The organism is Nostoc sp. DedQUE05, assembly GCF_034530955.1.
Lineage (GTDB): Bacteria > Cyanobacteriota > Cyanobacteriia > Cyanobacteriales > Nostocaceae > Nostoc.
The window spans coordinates 17164-36468 of sequence record NZ_JAVRCB010000042.1 but is presented as its reverse complement, the minus strand read 5'-3'; the positions used below and the strand labels follow the sequence as shown (position 1 = coordinate 36468).

Below are 19305 nucleotides of genomic sequence, written 5' to 3'. Positions count from 1 at the left end.
ACTGGGGACTGGGGACTGGGAAAGAATTTTCTTAATTCCCAATGCCTAATCCCCAATCCCCAATCCCTAATCCCCAATGCCCAATCCCCAATCCCCAATCCCCAATCCCCAATTCCCCATTAAGGAATGTTGCTTTGTTTCTCATAAATGAGACGTGCGCGATCGCCATAACTTATTTTCATGCAAGGGTTAACAAATCATGCTCCATGTATAAGCCTTTCCTGGAATTTTTAGAAAAAGAGCTATTTCAGCGATTTGATTTACAAAGTAGGGTCATTCCCCCTGGTTTGGAATTCAAAGTTAGCGATCGCGGCAGAAACCCAGCAACTATTCGCAGTTGGTGTTACCAATCTCAAGAGTTGCGGAAAATTCGCTATACCTACATTGATGCTGGAGAAAGCGCTCAAATTTTTAACAGCGTAATTTATCCCAGTCACCACTACGATTTACCTCTGTTAGGGATTGATTTTTTATCCTTTGGAAAAGTCAAAAATCTGATTGTGCTTGATTTCCAGCCTTTATTTCAGGATGAAGATTATCAAAAAAAATATATATTTCCGCTAAAATCTCTCCACGATCGATACCCGGATTTGGCACAAAACTTAGAAATGAAGTTTTACGATGCCAACCAGTATTTTTCTAAATATCTATTGTTTGCCAAAACCGACCCGGAAACAGTGGCAACACGAGTCTTTGAAGCTTTTCAGGATTATTTAAACTTGTATTGGCAAATGTTAGCAGCTGCCAAACCGCTCCAAGACCCTGAAGATATCCAACGGATTGTCAAAGCCCAAAAAGACTATGACCAATATAGTGCAGACCGCGATCCAGCATCTGGTTTGTTTAGCAGTTACTTTGGTCATGAATGGGCAGAGCGCTTTCTCCATGAATTCTTATTTGAAGATGCTGTTCCCCTAGCAGTCGGTGCCGGCAAAAGATAATTGGCATTGGGCATTGGGCATTGGGCATTGGGCATTGGGGATTATTAATTTTGAATTCGGAGCGAAGCAACGTGACGCTTTATCAGCCATTTCTCGATTATGCGATCGCCTATATGCGATCGCGTTTGGATTTACAGCCCTATCCTATCCCCACTGGATTTGAGTCCAAGAGTGCTGTTGTGGGTAAGGGAAAGAATCAGGAAGAAGTTGTCACCACCAGTTATGCCTTTCAAACTTCAAAATTGCGGCAAATTCGGGCAGCTCACGTACAAGGTGGCAATTCGCTGCAAGTGCTGAATTTTGTGATTTTTCCGCGCCTCAACTACGATTTACCCTTTTTTGGGGCAGATTTGGTGACATTGCCAGGAGGACATCTAATTGCTTTGGATATGCAGCCCCTATTTCGGGACGATCTGGCATATCAAGCAAAATATACTGAACCAATTTTGCCGATTTTCCACGCGCATCAGCAACATCTGTCTTGGGGGGGAGATTTTCCCGAAGAAGCACAGCCCTTTTTCTCTCCCGCTTTTCTGTGGACTCGTCCCCAAGAAACGGCTGTAGTAGAAACTCAGGTGTTTGCCGCTTTCAAAGACTATTTGAAAGCTTATCTCGATTTCGTAGAGCAGGCAGAACCCATAACAGATTCCCAAAATTTAGTAGCCATTGAACAAGCCCAACTGCGATACCTCAGATATCGGGCTGAAAAAGACCCAGCGCGAGGGATGTTTAAACGCTTCTATGGTGCCGAATGGACTGAAGAGTATATCCACGGCTTTTTATTTGACCTAGAGAGAAAATTAACAGCTATTAACTAGAGGCTCTTTGACCGTACTCAGTGCTGAGTACCTCCTTACTGAAGACTCATCCAAGTAACGTTAAACTAGGAAAATAATCTCAGTAATACCAATTCAAAAAATGTTTGCGACATGATGCGCTGATGCGCACCTTCCCCGATACCTTGGAAAGGGTTGGGAAGGGATATTATCTATATGTATGTGTTGCATTCGTTTTGAAATTGGTATCAGCTGTACTTAAACTAGTTTGTCTTTATAATGGTTTCCACCTTTCCCAATCCCGCTTCTGTCGATCTATCTCGCATCCGACTTTCGATCCGCTCATTGCAACCGCAATTAGTAGAGTGGCGGCGGCGATTGCATCAACAACCAGAGTTGGGTTTTCAAGAAAAACTGACTGCTGAGTTTGTATCACAAAAGCTGCAAGAATGGGGAATTGAGCATCAAACTGGCATTGCCCACACTGGCATTGTTGCCACTATCAAGGGTAAAGAGGAAGTTTCAGAAACAATCCAAAATCCAAAAGTTTTAGCGATTCGCGCGGATATGGATGCTTTGCCAATCCAAGAACTCAATGAAGTGCCGTACAAATCGCAGCATAATGGAGTGATGCACGCTTGTGGACATGATGGACATACAGCGATCGCTTTAGGTACAGCTTATTATCTCCAACAGCATCGCCAAGATTTCTCTGGTGTTGTGAAAATTATCTTTCAGCCAGCGGAAGAATCACCAGGAGGCGCAAAGCCAATGATTGAAGCTGGAGTTTTGAAAAACCCTGATGTTGAAGCGATTATTGGTTTGCACTTGTGGAATAATTTGCCTTTAGGAACAGTGGGTGTGCGCGCTGGCGCATTGATGGCAGCTGTAGAGTGCTTTAACTGCACAATTTTGGGTAAAGGTGGACACGGCGCACTACCGCATCAAACTGTTGACTCCGTTGTTGTTGCTGCCCAAATCGTCAATGCTTTGCAAACTATTGTCGCTCGGAATGTTAATCCCATTGATTCAGCAGTAGTGACAGTGGGAGAACTTCACGCTGGAACTAAACGTAATGTAATTGCTGATACAGCGAGAATGAGTGCTACTGTCAGGTATTTTAATCCTAATTTAAAAGGCTTTTTTAACCAGCGTGTCGAGCAGATTATTGCTGGAATTTGTCAGAGTCATGGTGCAAAATACGATCTAGAATATTGGTCACTTTATCCACCAGTAATTAATGATATTAAAGTAGCAGAACTAGTGCGATCTGTAGCAGAAGAAGTGGTAGAAACTCCTGTGGGTATTGTGCCAGAATGTCAAACTATGGCTGCTGAAGATATGTCATTTTTCTTAGAAAAGGTTCCTGGTTGTTATTTCTTTCTGGGTTCTGCTAATCCCGCAAAAGACTTAGTATATCCCCATCATCATCCCCGGTTTGATTTTGACGAAACCGCCTTGGCAATGGGTGTGGAAATATTTGTTAGATGCGTGGAAAAGTACTTTGTTTCATGTCATTAGTCATTAGTCATTTGTCATTTGTCATTTGTCATTTGTCCGTTGTAGTCACAAATGACAAAGGACGACCATAATAAAAATTTTCACAATCTCATTTAGGATGGCTATATCTCTAATTCGTGACTATCGGTTTCTGTTTATTGCTAACTTCTAAAGGCAGGAAAATCGTCATCACTTCCCCATAGTGTGGACGCTGGCGCACAATTAGTTTGCCACCGATCGCCTGAAATAAATGCTTGGTTGCAGCGATATTCAAGCTAATCGTACCTGTTTCTGGTTGGAACATTAGCAGTTGACCTAGAGATTTGCGGATTGGTGGCGTTGCAGGTATGGTGGCTTTATTTGAATCTTTGCACCTTAATTGCGGCGATAATTGTAACTTCAGTTGATCTCCAGCGGGGATAACTTGTACTTGAATATGGCTACCAGCGGGTAAGCTGCGAGTAAAGTTTTCCATCAAACCAGTGAGAACTTGATCCAACATGGTGGGATTGCTCACTACTGTCGGTAGTTGCTGGGGTAAAACAACATTCAAAGTTAAGTTCCGCCGATGCGCTGCTTGTTCCCAACGGGGAATGCTCTGCTGCAACACTTGATCTAAAGACATCGGCGTGAGTTGAGTTTTTGACGATTTTGCTGGGGCAGTAGTTTCTAGTTCTGCGGCCTTAAACAGCAATTCCATCCGGTCAATTTGCTCTGTACACTCGTGATCGATAACTTTTAAGCGATTGATCGCGCTAGCATCTAAGTCTCGCCGCTTCAACAGCAGACGAGTCATGGTGCGAATAGTTGTTAAAGGTGTGCGGACTTCGTGAGCAAAAGCTTGGAGCAATTCTACATCAGGATTTGAGGATTGGACATTGGGCATCGCTTCGGCTTTGCTCAGGGCAACTGGATATTGAGCATTGGGTAAAACTTTTCTTCCCTGCTCCCCTGCTCCTCTGCTCCCCCGGTTACTGAGCGCAGTCGAAGTATGCTCCCCTGCTTCTTCCACAGTCCCTAGTAAACAGTCTTTAGTCTCTTCTGGTTCTGTTAATTCCTGAAGTAATAACTGACTAAAGTGGATCATCATGCGGTAGTCTGGTGCTACCGGAGAATACTGTTCTACTAATGCGTCCAAGCGGGCGAAAAATTCTGGATTAGCCAGCATTACCCGTGCCCCTAGCGATCGCCAAGCCTGCTGCACTATCTCTGGCTCAAAAGAAAATGAAAAGGTTTTTTTACCGTCTTTGTGAGTTGCTAAAATTAGTACTAATCTGAATTTATCTGTAAAAACCAAGCAAAATTGTTCTGCTCCGAGCGGATCGGCAGGTAGTAAAGGAAGTACCGATTCATTAGGAGCAATATCTTCATTGACAGACGCAATTGCACCTGGCATCTGAAATGGCATCAGCGCCAAAGGGTTAAATGGTTTTGCTGTAAAAGTTACTGTTTGTAAACTTTGAGTCAATTTTGGTTGACTAAACAAGGGTGCTGGTGCAGCTAAAACTAATCCTTGGGTTGTGTCAACTGAAGGGTCTGCTAAAGTATTTAATAGCAAATGTTCTGTCGCTGCGAGGCTGATACGCCACTGCTGCTCTGCTTTAGCAGGTGAACATTCTGCCACACTTGATTGATTTTGGGCCAAGATTTCGCTCAGGCTTGGCAATATCCATTGGTACACAGGCTTTCACCCCTTAATTCAAGAGCGACTAACAGCGTCTAGGTTAGACATTTCACTACTATCTAAGAGGTTATAGCTATTTGTATACTGATGACAGTGGTAGAACCGAACAATTCAGGGGCAATTACCCTCTAACTGCGATGTCTATGACGGGCTATGCTTACGCACTTAGAGGCTGAAAAACATTAGCACTGACTTTTACCGATAGGCGTGGCGATCGCCAATTAATAATTGTGCTGGTTTCGCTACTCGAATTGGGATTGTAATTACAAACTCTGCACCTTGTCCCGGTGATGAAATACATTGCAAAGATCCACCATGCTTGTCAGTAATTATCTGGTAACTTATTGATAGACCCATACCAGTCCCTTTGCCAACTGGTTTTGTGGTGAAAAAAGGGTCAAATAAACGCGACTGGATTTCTTCTGAAATTCCTACCCCATTATCAACAATCCGAATAATTATATTTTCATTTACCTGAAGAGAAGAAATGCGAATCAAGGGATTTGGACAAAGTTCTTTTTGGAAACAATCTTCTAAAGCATCGATCGCATTTGTTAAGAGGTTCATAAATACCTGATTCATTTGCCCTGCAAAACACTGGATTTGAGGTATTTCACCATATTCTTTAATCACTTTAATTTCAGGGCGATTATTTTGTAGTTTCAGACGGTGTTGCAAAATTAATAGAGTACTGTCGATTCCTTCATGGATATCGGCCGTTTTGAACTCAGCTTCATCCAAACGAGAGAAAATTCGGAGACTGAGAACAATTTCCCGAATGCGTTTAGCCCCCATCTTCATTGAGGTTAACATCTTAGGCAAATCTTCTGTTAGGTACTCAATATCTGCTTCTTCGTGAGCATTTTTAATTTCTGGCTCTGGGTTGGGATAATGATTTTGATAAAGCTTAATTAACAACAGCAGTTGTTGAGTGTAATCATCAGTGTGTTGCAGATTGCCGTAGATAAAATTAACTGGATTGTTGATTTCATGGGCAACTCCTGCTACTAGTTGACCCAGACTCGACATTTTTTCAGATTGAATTAATTGGATTTGGGTTTTTTGCAGGTCTTTCAGAGCTTGCTGAAGTTCTGCTTCTGTCTGCTGACGCTCAACAATCTCGTCTCGTAATTGTTCGTTGGCATTGACCAATTCATCTCTGGAATGTTGCAGATCGTCCGCCATTTTGTTGAACGAGGTAGCTAACTCGCCAATCTCATCCTGGGAGCAAATATTAACTCTGGTATTCAGCTTACCTTCAGACAGATTTACCACAGCTTGCTGGAGTTGTTTAATCGGTTTTGAAATGCTTCTAGAGATCAAATAGCCTACTAATAGTGCGAGTATGCCACATGCCAAACTGATAACTGACGTGGCAACAATATTTTTATGGGCTGTTGCTAGGGCTGCTTCATAAAGCGGTGTATATTCCAGAATGACTGCACCAATTCTTTCACCCTTGCCAGTCTTAAAAGGAACAGCAATCAATCGAATCCCATTTGGGTACTCAGGACTGAACTCAATATATGTTCTTGGTATACCATCTTGAATAGTTTTACCAACTTCATTATTGCGATCGCGATCTAATCGCGTACCAATGTCTTCTGGAACTACATCTGCCAAAATGATTTTATTGCGGTCTACAATCTCCAGATCGCGCTGACGTCTCTTGTGTAGCGAGATAACATGCTCTTGCAATTCGGCTAACATCTTATCTCGCGATTCCATTTCGTGGTATTCATCAAGTTCATGACTTACGAAATATGCTACTAGTCCAGCAACTTCTTCAGCCTCTTGTTGAGCAATATACTTAGCTATTTTCAATTGTTGATGGGCATTAATCGCACCAGTAATTACTGAGAGAGTCGCTATTCCTAGAATTCCCGAAATTAATTTCTGACTAATTTTCATTCCTTGCTCGAAACCTCAAGTACTGGCTACTGCGCTAATTCAGTTCTAGGGAATTTGCGCTTTTCCTAAAATTCCCAGATGTGTGCCTGAAAGCTACAGAGTCAACAGCCATTAGCCAAATCTTTAATCTGGTTCCTTTTTGATGATGTGGATTACCGATAGCGTACCCCTGCGGCGAAACGACGCGTAGCGTCTTTGACAGGAGAAGCGGGAACGCACTAAAGGTAGCCTTATCCAGTACAATCTTGTAACCTTCAGAACTATTGAAGTCAGTAATAGTATCAACACCAACAACAGTAGACATATCCGCAAATTAGCAAATGTATGCTAGGAATAGGTTTGAACCATTATTTGGGGCTGGCGATCGCTGACAATAGTTTGAGGATAGAATCAGGGTTTCAAGGCGAAGAGTCACATTTTTCTCAAAATTTTTATCCCAAATACAATTAAATATATTTAATTTTAAATAGCTCTTTTTAACTATTAAAACATAATAAAAATACCTAGTTAATTCGTAGGTCTTTCTATAGGCTTTCTGCGCTATCTACAATTAATTTGTATTCTAATAAACCTCTTGCATAAGTCGAATAAACCCCCTTTATCCCCCCGATATATTAGCGGTAAACTTGAAATCTTGCCCCCTCCCCTTCACAAGGGGAGGGTTGGAGAGGGGTGATTCAAGGATTTTTGCAAGAGGTCTAATAATGATTGGCACAGCCTCTCGTAGACATCGTATTTTTTAGGTAGATTAACAATAGACTATCTCAAGGGCACTTTATGACTTCTTTTGATTCAGCTAAAGATTTAATACTAGTTGCTGGTGCTACAGGTGGAGTCGGGCAATTAGTGGTAGGCAAGTTACTCGAAAAGGGTTTAAAAGTTCGCGTTCTGACACGCAATGCTGCAAAAGCTGAAGAGATGTTTAACCAAAAAGTGGAAATTGCCGTTGGTGACATTCGCCAGCCAGCTACACTGCCAGCAGCAATGCTAGGTGTTACCCACATCATAAATTGTACTGGAACTACTGCCTTTCCCTCTGCGCGATGGGAGTTTGACGAAACCCCGAACTTGATTGAATGGGGAATTATTTTCTTTAATCCCAAATCTAGTGAAGCAAAAGCAAAGAATAGTCCGACAAAGATTGATGCTCAAGGTGTCAGCAATCTAGTAGCAGCAGCACCCCAGAATTTGAAGCGATTCGTTTTCGTCTCTTCCTGTGGAATTCTCCGTAAAAATCAGTTTCCTTTTAGTATTCTTAATAGTTTTGGCGTGTTGGATGCTAAACAAAAGGGTGAGGAGTCCATTATTAATTCAGGATTGCCCTACACCATTATCCGCCCAGGACGCCTTATTGACGGCCCCTATACCTCATACGACCTCAACACCCTCCTGAAGGCAAAAACTGGGGGTAAATACGGTGTGGTCATAGGCACTGGTGATACCCTTTCGGGTGATGCCAGCCGGATTGATGTTGCAAACGCTTGTGTAGAATGCCTTTTTCAGCCAAATAGCTCTAGGAAAATTTTTGAAATAGTCAACCAAGGACAAAGACCACCTGTGATTGCCTGGGAAACTCTTTTTTCTGGGCTTAAGTAACTACTGAGTCTTTAGTATTGAGTACTGAGTGTTGAGTGCTAAGTGCCAAGTGCCAAGTGCTGATGCTGAGTTATTATTCTCTTCCATGCCCCATGCCCCATCCCCAATCCCCAATGCTTCTGTACTTTATTGCCTCAAAAGACGGCAAACACCACTCAGACGTTACGGTTCACCCTAATTACTGAAAGTATTAATTCTTCTACATTAGACAGAGTGAAGACAAATTAATCCATGAACCAACTAAAAACAAAATTTAGTTAGTTTAACCGTCCCAAGTAAGGTTCGGGAAACCACCCTTCATGGACTGGCTACCACTAAGCTTCAGTATATATATCAGCATAGTCTGGAGTTTTAACCCCAGGAAAGCCAAATTAAAGGTATTCATGCTGAACTGGCTGATTTCTTGACCCTGTTGGTTCAAAATTTAGTGCTTTATATTCTCATTCATTCATTTGTAGTTATACGGAGCCAGCACCTAAAATGGCAAAAGTAGTTGGAATTGACTTAGGAACAACGAACTCCTGCGTGGCAGTGATGGAAGGTGGTAAACCCACAGTAATTGCTAATGCTGAAGGTTTTCGGACAACGCCATCAGTAGTCGCATTTGCGAAAAATGGCGACAACTTGGTTGGCCAAATCGCCAAACGCCAAGCGGTGATGAACCCCGAAAATACGTTTTACTCAGTCAAACGCTTTATCGGTCGCCGCTACGATGAAGTGGGTAACGAAGCTACAGAAGTTTCTTACAAAGTTCTTAGCAGCAATGGCAATGTCAAATTAGATTGTCCAATAGCTGGTAAACCGTTTGCTCCTGAAGAAATTTCTGCAAAAGTTCTTCGCAAATTAGTTGAAGATGCCAGCAAATACTTGGGTGAAACTGTAACCCAAGCTGTAATCACTGTTCCTGCATACTTCAACGACTCTCAGCGGCAAGCAACAAAAGACGCTGGTAAAATTGCCGGGATTGAAGTTCTGCGGATTATCAACGAGCCTACCGCTGCTTCTCTGGCTTATGGATTTGACAAGAAGAGTAACGAAACCATCCTAGTATTTGACCTTGGTGGTGGTACTTTCGACGTATCCGTGCTGGAAGTAGGAGACGGAGTTTTTGAAGTACTAGCCACATCTGGTGATACCCACCTTGGTGGTGACGACTTTGATAAAAAAATAGTTGATTTCTTAGCTGAGAAGTTCAAGAAAGCCGAAGGTATTGACCTGCGCAAAGATAAACAAGCCTTACAGCGTCTGACGGAAGCTGGAGAAAAAGCCAAAATTGAGCTTTCTAGCGTTACCCAAGCAGAAATCAACCTACCATTTATCACTGCTACCCAGGATGGGCCCAAGCACCTGGATACAACCCTGACTCGCGCCCAGTTTGAAGAACTTTGCTCTGACTTAATCGACCGTTGCCGTATTCCTGTAGAAAACGCCCTTCGGGATGCCAAGTTAAACAAAGGCGATATTGATGAAGTGGTGTTAGTTGGTGGTTCTACGCGGATTCCCGCAGTCCAACAGATTGTGAAGCAGGTATTGGGTAAAGACCCCAACCAAAGCGTGAACCCTGATGAAGTTGTAGCAGTTGGTGCAGCCATTCAAGCTGGAGTACTGGCTGGTGATGTAACTGGCATCTTGCTGTTAGACGTGACACCCCTATCTTTGGGTGTGGAAACATTGGGCGGCGTGATGACCAAAATTATCCCCCGCAACACCACAATTCCCACCAAGAAATCGGAAGTCTTCTCCACTGCTGTGGATGGACAAACCAACGTAGAAATTCACGTCCTCCAAGGTGAACGCGAATTTTCTAACGATAACAAGAGTTTGGGAACCTTCCGTCTCGATGGTATTCCTCCTGCACCACGTGGCGTTCCTCAAATTGAAGTGGTGTTCGATATTGACGCTAACGGTATCCTTAACGTCACCGCAAAAGACAAAGGTACTGGTAAAGAACAGTCCATCAGCATAACTGGCGCTTCCACTCTGGATAAAAATGACGTTGACCGGATGGTAAGAGAAGCTGAACAAAATGCTTCATCTGACAAAGAACGGCGTGAGAAGATTGAACGCAAGAACCAAGCCGATTCTTTGGCATACCAAGCTGAAAAGCAGTTACAAGAATTGGGCGATAAAGTTCCCGATGCTGACAAGACTAAAGTCGAAGGTTTGGTGAAAGAACTGCGGGAAGCTGTTGCTAAAGAAGACGATGAGCAAATCAAGAAGCTCACTCCAGAATTGCAACAAGCGTTATTCGCTGTTGGTAGCAACATCTATCAACAAGCTGGTGCTAGTGCCAGTGCTGGCGCTGGTGCCGGTGCTACATCTGGTGGTGAACCTCAAGATAGTAGCAGTTCTTCTAGTTCTAGTAACGGCGACGATGTGATTGACGCTGATTTTACAGAGAGCAAATAATTCCTCTGCTTTCTTTTGAGAAGATTGTTTTGTTCGACCTCATATTACCCACTCAGACAAATGCCTGAGTGGGGATTTTTTTTTAGGAGTTAGAGGTTAGAAGTTAGGAGTTAGGAGTTTGAAGTCTAGAGTTAGAGTAGAACTAATATTAGTAACTCTTGCTCTTAATTCTTAACTTTATTCCTAACTCCTCACTCTCAACTCCTAACTCCCTTATGTCATATCCACAAGCACCTTGGACACTCCAAGGCTATGCCATCCAAACTTTGCATTTGGTAAATATTGACCAAGTGCGCCCTTTAATTCCCTTAGAGTTAGAAATTATTTCTGTATGGCCTGGTAAAACTCTCGCTAGCGTGTATTTATCTCATTATGGGTCAGGCTCAGTACTGGAGTATAGTGAGTTAATTGTTGTCCCAGCTTTGGTTAATTACCAAAGAAAAATCGGTGGTTGGGTTTCCCACATTTATGTAGATAATGCTGATTCGGTGGCTGGCGGTCGAGAAATTTGGGGGCTACCAAAGGAACTAGCTAAGTTTACCTGGGAACAAGGAAAGCAAGTTACTGTGCATCAGGAAAACCGGAAGTTGTGTAGTCTTAAGTATAATCAACAAAGTTTGGCATGGAGACAGTGGTTAAGTGCCTCTAGTTTCAGCGTCAAGGGTAGTGATTTGCTGATGTTCCCTGCTGAAGTTGAGTCTGTATTAGGTTTGATTGGTTCTAAGTTAGAAATCCCAGACGAAAGTCCTTTTTCTGGAATCGGTTTAGGTCAGCCTTGGTTAACTGTGCGGTATGAGCAGATGAATTTACGGGTTGATGCGCCAAAAGTGGTAGGTCAGATGGGTATCAATACTTCTCGGTTAGGTATTTTTAATTCGGAATCAGGTTTTGGGAAAAGGGAAAAGGGTAAGGGTTAAAGGTTTTTTCTTTCCTCTTTCCCCTTTACCGAAATGAATTCTTGAGAAATTTATACCAATTCAATTAATGATTGCAACACATCTTTGGGTAAAGACGCGATGAATCGCGTCTCTACAAATGGTCTATTTGTCGCATTCTTTTTTCAAATTGGTATTATTTTATGCGATCGCTCTTTTCCACTTTGGAATTATAAAATATCCTAACTTCCTAACATCTGCAAGTTATGTAAAGTGGCATAAAGCCCTCCTTGTTGCAGTAGTTGCTCGTGACTTCCCTGTTCGATTAATTCGCCACGCTTGAGAACAAAAATCCGGTCTACGTTGCGAATCGTAGACAAGCGGTGAGCGATAATAATGGCAGTACGTCTATGCAAAAGCTGGTTTAATGCCTCTTGAACTGAAGCTTCTGTACCAACATCCAAACTAGCGGTAGCCTCATCTAGTACCAAAATTTGCGGATTGCGAATGGCAGCCCGCGCAAAGGCTAAAAGTTGCTTTTGACCGCTAGAAATATTTGTGCCCCGTTCTCGAAGTTGAGTATCATAACCTTGAGGTAATTCTTCTATAAACTGGGCAATGTTGGTTTCTTCGGCTGCTTGTTGGATCTGCTCAATGGTGTAGCCATCTCCTAAAGAGATGTTGCTTTTAACATCGCCTGCAAACAAAAAGCCTTCTTGTAAAATTACTGCCATGTAACGCCGCAGTTCTGCTTGCGGTACTTCCCGTATGTCTACGCCATCTATGAGAATGCGTCCTTGGGTGGGTTCGTAAAGGCGGCACAAAAGACGGATAATCGAAGTTTTACCCGCACCTGTAGGGCCGACTAATGCCACTTTTTCACCAGGATGAATCGTAAAATCTAAGTCTTTAATTACGTAATCATCATTTTTATAAGCAAACCAGACACGATCGAAGCGAATCTCTCCCAGTTCTGGCGGGGAAGTGAGGTCTGGGGATTCTAGATTAGCTACGATCTCATCTATGTAGCCAAATTTCGCATCAAATATTGAGAAGCGGACATTGGCGCGATCGCTAATTTCTATCGGTTCATCTAATATATCCCCTACGCGTTCAATGGCAGTAAAACCAGCTTGTATTACTGTAAATTTTTCCGCAAAAGCCCTTAAAGGGTCAAATAATCGCTGGGCATACAATACAAATGTCGATAAAGTCCCGAAAGTCAAGGTTTTTTCCAACAGCAACCAACCACCCACGCATAAAACACCTGCGATCGCAATCAGTCCAATCCATTCTAAGGTTGCTGAAACAAATGAATCATAAAAGATGGTTTTATCCATTTGCTGAGTGTAGTTCCTGTTCGTAGCACGAAACAATTCGGCATTAAATTTTTCTCTACGGAACAACTGCACAACGTTAATACCAAGCACATTTTCTTGTAGCTGTGAATTTAGGATCGAAAGTTCTTCTCGTCCTTTGTAATTGGCTTTGCGGTATTGTTTTTGAATGTAAACAATTACCCAGCTAGTTGGTAACAGCATCAATAACAGCAAGCAAGAAAGTTGCCACTGGATGGAAAACATTAAACCCAAAGTCACCAGCATTAAAAACAAATCGGATATGATGCCAATTGCCCCAGTCGAAAAGACATCACCTAACACTTCCACATCGCTGGTGATTCTGGTAATTAATTTACCTACGGGTGTGCGGTCAAAAAAGCGCACTGCTAGAGATGTTACATGCTGAAATAAGTCTTGGCGAATTGCTGCGGTGATTTGTTGCCCTAGCTTTTGGACTATATAACCTTGAAAACCTGTCAACATCACTTGGATGGCGATCGCAATTACCAATAATCCCTCTAGGATATTTAGCCCTTGCGAGAAAGGACGATTCCTGAAAAGTTCGTAAGTGCTTGGTTCGTGACGAATCAGAGAGATTACTTGCCCAATCAAGAAAGGTTGTACGGCATTAGCTAGTGCGATCGGTATGAGTAGGCACATCGACAGCGCCAATAGCCGTCCGTTACGACGGGCATAAGGCACCAAACGCAAAAATAACCGCCAGTCATTTTCACGCCGACGATCTGGGGTATAAGATTTTTTCAGAGATTGGTAGATGCTCATAGTAAGAGCATTATATTAATGTTTGGAAAAAAACACGCTTGTTTAAAGTAGCGTTTATTTTTCTACTCTGATACCATGCCTGAGATAGAGACTGCAAGACTACTACTAAGATCCGGATATTCCTCAAGATTTGGATGATTTCCTTTACATTTTGCAATCTTAAAACTATCAGTCTTCTACCCAGAAATGTTGCCACTGTTTAATTTAATTTGGCGATTCAAAACGATTTACAATCGCAGCTAGCTAAATCATTGGCGAACCAACTGCGAAACATCAGGGGCGTTGCAGAGAAAGCGGGATGATTTTGCTAGTTTTGTGGGATGGGCCGAAAAGCCCGTCCCTTGTATTTCAGGGCGCTCGTGTCGCCCACCCTACAAGAATCATCCCTTGATTCAGCAACGCCACATCAGGACTTTCAAGGGGTGGAAGTCTTCAGGGTGCATTGCTATCATTGGTGTCAACTTAAGCCGAAAACTATATCGGACAAGCGTTTTACAAATCCCTTACACCCTCATTCCCTAACCCCTTCTCCCAAGGGAGAAGGGGTTAGGGAATGTCTAGCTCTCTTCTCACGGATGGGAGAGGGGCTGGGGGTGAAGGCAAAACGTTGTTACCAAGCGGGTTGAGCGTTAAGTAGACACCTATGAGAAGTGCGCCCCTACAGTATTTGTATTAATTGCTTCATAAATATTCCTGTAAGTATGGAATAATAGCATACTTATCTGTTTACGTCTTATATCTAAAGATAGAAGATTGAGGTTAAAATTTGGGAAACCTAAGAGGGGTTCATTCCCAAGAGATGTTCTACCTACTTATCGCAGAATGCAACTGAGGTCAGATGACGCAACCTTTAAATCAAGTCAAAGAATGGGAACAACGTCGTGATGAAGCAAACCGCTACTACCAACGGGGCAAATTTCAAGAGTCTCTCGATCTTGCAACCAAAAATTTACACTTGGCCAGAGCAATTCCAGACCGAGCCAGAGAAGGTTATACATTAAACGACCTCGGTTTAGCTCACCTCAGTTGCTGGCAACCTCAAAGAGCATTAGAGCGTTTTCATCAGGCGCTTTCGGTTGCTATTGAAATTGGCAACACGGCAGCACAAGCAACTGCACTTAGCAATCTGGGTTCTACCTACAGCCGTCTTGGACGCTTTTCGCAAGCGTTGGAATATTTTGACAAAGCACTACCAATCTTTAGGCGATCGCAAGATACTCAAAGTGAAGTTTCTACTCTTAATGATGTCGCGCTAATTTATACCCGCTTAGGAGAACCGAAACGCGCACTGTTGCTACAACACCAAATTTTGAGGATGCGGCGATTGTTAGGTGACTTTTCTGGCGAAGCAACAACGCTCAATGGTATTGGATTTGCCTACAATGTCTTAGGCAAGTTTGAGCAAGCGCTAGAATTTTTTCAAGCAGCACTGCCAATTCAACGAGCCGTGAAAAATCTGCTTCAAGAAGCAACCACCTTGAACAATATTGCTTCTGTCTATCATGATTTAGGAAAACCGAAACAAGCGCTATTGCTCTACTATCAAGTTCTTTTGACACGTCAAGCAATTAGCGATCGCGCAGGCGTTGCAACAACCCTTCATAACATTGGTTTTACCTACAGCACCCTGGCAGAGCATCGCCAAGCCATGAAGTTCTATAAGCAAGCCATTGGGATTTATCAAGAACTGGGCGATAATCTTGGAGAAATTTCAACTTTGCTAAATATGGGAAACGTTTACGCCACCACAAAACGCAAAAAAATGGCGCGATCGTGCTATCAAAATGCCCAAGAGTTAGCAGAGCAAATTGAATATCAGCCACTTTTAGAAAAAGTACAGCAGTTCATAGATTCTCTGTAGCTTCCAGTTCCCTTTCTCCAGTATTGGGCTAAAGTGTACACACGAGTCCTTCTGACCCCCTCTAACTCCCCCTTATAAAGGGGGAGAACCGGATATTTCCCCCCTTTACAAGGGGGGATTAAGGGGGGTAAATTCAGGATTGGGACTTCATTACCAAGATGTGTGTACACCATAGCCCATATTGGGATGAGGGCAACCCTACTAGTGAAATTAAATATGCGTTATGCAGAACCCTTGTAGAGACGTAGCACTTGCTACGTCTCTAAATTCTTTTTTACCCTAGCTACAATACCAAAGTTGTAGCTAGAACAAGGACATCTATGAAAGCTTACGAAATTCAAAGCAACGCCGGAATTGATGCCCTGGCATTAGTCGATCGCCCCCAAGCAAAACCCGCAGCTGGACAAGTTCTGATTCAAGTCAAAGCAACATCCTTAAATTACCGCGATCTGCTGGTGATTGAAGGAGCTTACGGTTCTGGACAGAAATATCCGTTAATTCCCATGTCTGATGGTGCAGGAGAAGTTGTGGCGGTGGGGGAAGGTGTGACACGGGTAAAAATAGGCGATCGCGTCGCTGGTATTTTCTTCCAAGACTGGATTTATGGCTCTTTAACCAAAGAGAAAATGAAATCCGATCTCGGAGGCGGTATCGATGGAATGCTAGCCGAGTATGTCTTATTACACCAAGATGGTTTAGTAATATTACCCGATCGCTTATCCTATATTGAAGGTGCAACTTTACCCTGTGCAGCAGTCACAGCTTGGCACGGGCTGGTAACAAAAGGCAATATTGGCGCAGGTGATAGTGTTTTATTACTCGGTACTGGAGGGGTTTCAATTTTTGCTCTCCAGTTTGCCAAGATACATGGTGCTAGAGTGATTATTACTTCTAGCAGTGATGAAAAGTTGGCACGAGCCAAACAGCTTGGTGCTGACGAGACAATCAACTACAAAACAACACCAGATTGGGAAAAGCAAGTTTATCAATTAACCAATCGCACAGGTGTAGATCATGTAGTTGAGGTAGGCGGTGCAGGTACTCTGCCAAAATCACTACAAGCAGTCCGCATTGGGGGACGTATTAGCTTGATTGGCGTATTGTCAGGTAGAGGAAATGAGATTGACCCGATGCCAATACTTTTTAAGAGTTTAACAGTTCAGGGAATTTATGTTGGCAGTCGGGAAATGTTTGAAGCGATGAATCAGGCGCTGCAACAGCATCAAATCAAACCAGTTATCGATCGAGTTTTCCCCTTCAATGAAGCACGAGAGGCTTATCATTACCTCAAAAGTGCGGCTCACTTCGGTAAAGTTGTAATTCGTAATTCGTAATTTTCAAGAGTTTAATTCTATGTTTCAACTGGGGTTTGAATTCCCAGTTGAAACATAGTTATACCAATAGAGCATTTGTAGAGACGCGATTCATGAGCCAGCGCGTTGCGGGGGTTCCCACGGCAGTCGCTCATGGGGGAAACCCCCAAGACCGCGCTGCCTCCCCGTTGTAGCGACTGGCGTCGCGTCTTTACCTAAGGATGTGTTGCAATCATTAATTAAATTGGTATTATGAATTACCTTTAAACAGCAGCGAGAGTAGGCGTAGCAAATTTAGCATATCGCTCGATGTAGAATTCTTTAGAGTGAGCGATCGCTTTCACAGATTCACGCTCTTTCAAAGCATGTTTCCACTGACGTACACGGGTAAATTGCTCTGGTATTCCAAAACCGCGATATTGCTTCAATGCAGCCCAGCGCTCAAACCAGGGGAAATAGGTGAAATCTACCAAACTAATAGATTCGCCAAACCAATAAGGGCCTTCTTTAGATAGCTTTGCTAAACCTTCGTTTTCAATGAATTCCAGATGTTTAGATAGTTCCTGTTTCGCTTCTTCTTGTTTTTCGGGATCTGAACTCCGCAGCAGGGTAGAAAAAGCGGGAACGAATCTGGTGTTAGCAAAATCGATCCAAATGCGAGCTTGTGCCCGATCGATGGGGTTGCTGGGTAACAATGGTGGATTGGGAAATACCTCATCAAGATATTCGTTAATTACCGCTGACTCCCAAACTCGGTTATCGTCATGAGTTAGTGCAGGCACTTTACCATAAGGGGAAACTTTGGTAAATCCTTCAGGTTTATTCTGCAAATCAATTTCAATCAAATCGAAGTCAATGCCTTTCTCTTGGAGTACCAAGCGGGTACGGTGAGCATAAGGACAAACAACTGCACTGTATACTTTAATTTCAGTCATGTTTAAGTTCCTTGGTAAATAGGACTTGTTAATCGCCATTGAGAATTGAATTTTCATCCAAAATCCCAAATCTTAAATGGGCATTGGGCATTGGGCATTGGGCAAAAACTTACTGCAACTTCTCCCCTGCTCCCTTGCCTCCCCTGCTCCTCTGCCCCCCTGCCCCCTGCCTCCTGCCCCCTGCCTTCTCCTAAAGCCAGGGCACTTCTTCAGGTGCATAACGGAAGGCGCGGAAGACTGTATTTTGCTCTCCACGAGTTACGGGCGATTTTTCACCTGGGATATTCCGAGTTGCAAAGTAGGGATTAATGTATTCCCAAACAATCTCTCCTGCAACTGTCACCTCGAATATCCGGCCGTAAGCACCTTCTGTAATTAAGGTATTGCCATTGGCTAAACGTTGCGCCCCTGATATGTATGCACTGAAGAAATTTTGGGGCGGGTTGTCGGTGTATTCCCAAACTATCTCTTTGGTTTGACGGTTCACCTCAATCACACGAGAAAAATTGAGAGCAATGTTACGGCGATGTGCGCCATTGTCGAAAATCAAGATATTACCGTTAGCTAATTCGTTCGGAAAGTGCTGCTGTGCTAGCACGTCATCGCCTAGCGTCCAGATGATTTCTCCGGTTTTGCGATCGATAATGACAACTGTGGAGATATTGCGAAAGCTCACTATAATGCTGCCATCGGCGAGTTCACCCACAGTATTCCCATGAGTCCATTCATGTCGATGATCTTGGGGTGTAATCGTAAATATATCTGGATCGAGGTGTTCGTGAGCGTGCCAAGTCCAAACGATTTCACCTACTGGAGTCACCTCATAAAGCACATCCGCATAGATATCACCATTTGGTTCTGTACCTGGTACGCCACCTTTGATCCGGGGAACCAAAGACTGAGGTATCTTTTCAATGGCGAGTAGAATCGTGTTGCCATTGGCTAGCCTGCGTCCATCATGATGATGATCTGGATGCTTATATTCCCAGATAATATTTCCTTTGGGATCTGCTTCTAAAACAACGCCACTTTTGAATGCAGCCCACAAAGCAAAACGTAGGGGTTCTTCTGGCGGAGTCTTACCATTATAAAAAAGGTTGCCATTGGGCAAAAGATAACCGTATAACCCTGGTGGATAAGGCAGATTCCACTGGTGTACTACTTCTCCTTCCAAGTTCAGAAGGTAGACTTCACCTTTACCTGTCAGGGGTGTGAAAAGTGTGTATCCTTTAAATACTTTTTCGGGATTGTAAGCTCTTAAACCAGTACCCCGACGACGAATAGTATTTTGGTCAATTAATGTTGCTGTAAAAGTCATATTTTACCGACTAAATATCTAGTTTTGAATCTAAGAATTGAGAGAGTGCATCGCGCATCTCTA

13 protein-coding genes are annotated in these 19305 nt (G+C 43.1%); 8 read left to right on the top strand and 5 right to left on the bottom strand.

What is annotated here, in order from left to right; all coding sequences use genetic code 11:
• Window positions 1-206 precede the first annotated feature (206 nt).
• The 3 genes from RMZ42_RS26250 to RMZ42_RS26240 all read left to right on the top strand — a co-directional run bounded on the left by RMZ42_RS26250 (window position 207) and on the right by RMZ42_RS26240 (window position 3238).
• Entirely contained in the window at window positions 207-941 is a 735-nt protein-coding gene (locus tag RMZ42_RS26250) for a 15,16-dihydrobiliverdin:ferredoxin oxidoreductase (protein WP_322674174.1), read from the top strand.
• Window positions 942-991: 50 nt separating this feature from the next.
• Window positions 992-1759, top strand: a complete 768-nt coding sequence (locus tag RMZ42_RS26245) for a phycoerythrobilin:ferredoxin oxidoreductase (protein WP_322674173.1) — start codon at window positions 992-994, stop codon at window positions 1757-1759.
• Window positions 1760-1996: 237 nt separating this feature from the next.
• Window positions 1997-3238, top strand: coding sequence for a M20 family metallopeptidase (locus RMZ42_RS26240; RefSeq protein WP_322674172.1), 1242 nt, complete (start codon window positions 1997-1999; stop codon window positions 3236-3238).
• A gap of 109 nt (window positions 3239-3347) precedes the next feature.
• Here RMZ42_RS26240 and RMZ42_RS26235 read toward each other — a convergent pair whose 3' ends face one another.
• Window positions 3348-4898, bottom strand: coding sequence for a HAMP domain-containing sensor histidine kinase (locus tag RMZ42_RS26235; RefSeq protein ID WP_322674171.1), 1551 nt, complete (start codon window positions 4896-4898; stop codon window positions 3348-3350).
• A gap of 198 nt (window positions 4899-5096) precedes the next feature.
• Window positions 5097-6812 (bottom strand): ATP-binding protein, encoded by a 1716-nt coding sequence (locus RMZ42_RS26230; protein ID WP_322674170.1) that lies wholly within the window; start codon window positions 6810-6812, stop codon window positions 5097-5099.
• Between the two features lie 777 nt (window positions 6813-7589).
• On the opposite strand from RMZ42_RS26230, the gene RMZ42_RS26225 reads away from it, so the two are divergent.
• The 3 genes from RMZ42_RS26225 to RMZ42_RS26215 all read left to right on the top strand — a co-directional run bounded on the left by RMZ42_RS26225 (window position 7590) and on the right by RMZ42_RS26215 (window position 11734).
• Complete coding sequence (locus RMZ42_RS26225) at window positions 7590-8408, top strand: SDR family oxidoreductase (protein ID WP_322674169.1); 819 nt, start codon at window positions 7590-7592, stop codon at window positions 8406-8408.
• Between the two features lie 480 nt (window positions 8409-8888).
• Window positions 8889-10817: a molecular chaperone DnaK gene (dnaK, locus tag RMZ42_RS26220; protein WP_292869714.1), complete on the top strand. Its 1929-nt coding sequence runs from the start codon at window positions 8889-8891 to the stop codon at window positions 10815-10817.
• Between the two features lie 215 nt (window positions 10818-11032).
• Window positions 11033-11734: an acetoacetate decarboxylase family protein gene (locus RMZ42_RS26215; protein ID WP_322674168.1), complete on the top strand. Its 702-nt coding sequence runs from the start codon at window positions 11033-11035 to the stop codon at window positions 11732-11734.
• Window positions 11735-11934: 200 nt separating this feature from the next.
• Here RMZ42_RS26215 and RMZ42_RS26210 read toward each other — a convergent pair whose 3' ends face one another.
• On the bottom strand, window positions 11935-13815 hold the full coding sequence (locus tag RMZ42_RS26210; RefSeq protein WP_322674167.1) for an ABC transporter ATP-binding protein: 1881 nt from the start codon (window positions 13813-13815) through the stop codon (window positions 11935-11937).
• Window positions 13816-14653: 838 nt separating this feature from the next.
• Here RMZ42_RS26210 and RMZ42_RS26205 point away from each other — a divergent pair.
• Together RMZ42_RS26205 and RMZ42_RS26200 are read left to right on the top strand one after the other, a co-directional pair.
• On the top strand, window positions 14654-15676 hold the full coding sequence (locus RMZ42_RS26205; protein ID WP_322674166.1) for a tetratricopeptide repeat protein: 1023 nt from the start codon (window positions 14654-14656) through the stop codon (window positions 15674-15676).
• 320 nt (window positions 15677-15996) lie between these two features.
• Window positions 15997-17010, top strand: coding sequence for an NAD(P)-dependent alcohol dehydrogenase (locus tag RMZ42_RS26200; RefSeq protein WP_322674165.1), 1014 nt, complete (start codon window positions 15997-15999; stop codon window positions 17008-17010).
• Between the two features lie 242 nt (window positions 17011-17252).
• On the opposite strand, the gene RMZ42_RS26195 is transcribed toward RMZ42_RS26200, so the two are convergent.
• Together RMZ42_RS26195 and RMZ42_RS26190 are read right to left on the bottom strand one after the other, a co-directional pair.
• On the bottom strand, window positions 17253-17924 hold the full coding sequence (locus RMZ42_RS26195) for a glutathione S-transferase family protein (protein WP_322674164.1): 672 nt from the start codon (window positions 17922-17924) through the stop codon (window positions 17253-17255).
• Between the two features lie 190 nt (window positions 17925-18114).
• Window positions 18115-19242 carry an aryl-sulfate sulfotransferase gene (locus RMZ42_RS26190; RefSeq protein WP_322674163.1) on the bottom strand — a complete coding sequence of 376 codons (1128 nt, stop codon included), beginning with the start codon at window positions 19240-19242 and terminating at the stop codon, window positions 18115-18117.
• Between the last annotated feature and the right edge of the window lie 63 nt (window positions 19243-19305).

Coding starts and splice junctions, on each gene's coding strand:
- RMZ42_RS26205 (WP_322674166.1), top strand. CDS start 14,654: ATGACGCAACCTTTAAATCAAGTCAAAGAATGGGAACAACGTCGTGAT.
- RMZ42_RS26215 (WP_322674168.1), top strand. CDS start 11,033: ATGTCATATCCACAAGCACCTTGGACACTCCAAGGCTATGCCATCCAA.
- RMZ42_RS26195 (WP_322674164.1), bottom strand. CDS start 17,924: ATGACTGAAATTAAAGTATACAGTGCAGTTGTTTGTCCTTATGCTCAC.
- RMZ42_RS26230 (WP_322674170.1), bottom strand. CDS start 6,812: ATGAAAATTAGTCAGAAATTAATTTCGGGAATTCTAGGAATAGCGACT.
- RMZ42_RS26250 (WP_322674174.1), top strand. CDS start 207: ATGTATAAGCCTTTCCTGGAATTTTTAGAAAAAGAGCTATTTCAGCGA.
- dnaK (WP_292869714.1), top strand. CDS start 8,889: ATGGCAAAAGTAGTTGGAATTGACTTAGGAACAACGAACTCCTGCGTG.
- RMZ42_RS26210 (WP_322674167.1), bottom strand. CDS start 13,815: ATGAGCATCTACCAATCTCTGAAAAAATCTTATACCCCAGATCGTCGG.
- RMZ42_RS26225 (WP_322674169.1), top strand. CDS start 7,590: ATGACTTCTTTTGATTCAGCTAAAGATTTAATACTAGTTGCTGGTGCT.
- RMZ42_RS26200 (WP_322674165.1), top strand. CDS start 15,997: ATGAAAGCTTACGAAATTCAAAGCAACGCCGGAATTGATGCCCTGGCA.
- RMZ42_RS26240 (WP_322674172.1), top strand. CDS start 1,997: ATGGTTTCCACCTTTCCCAATCCCGCTTCTGTCGATCTATCTCGCATC.
- RMZ42_RS26190 (WP_322674163.1), bottom strand. CDS start 19,242: ATGACTTTTACAGCAACATTAATTGACCAAAATACTATTCGTCGTCGG.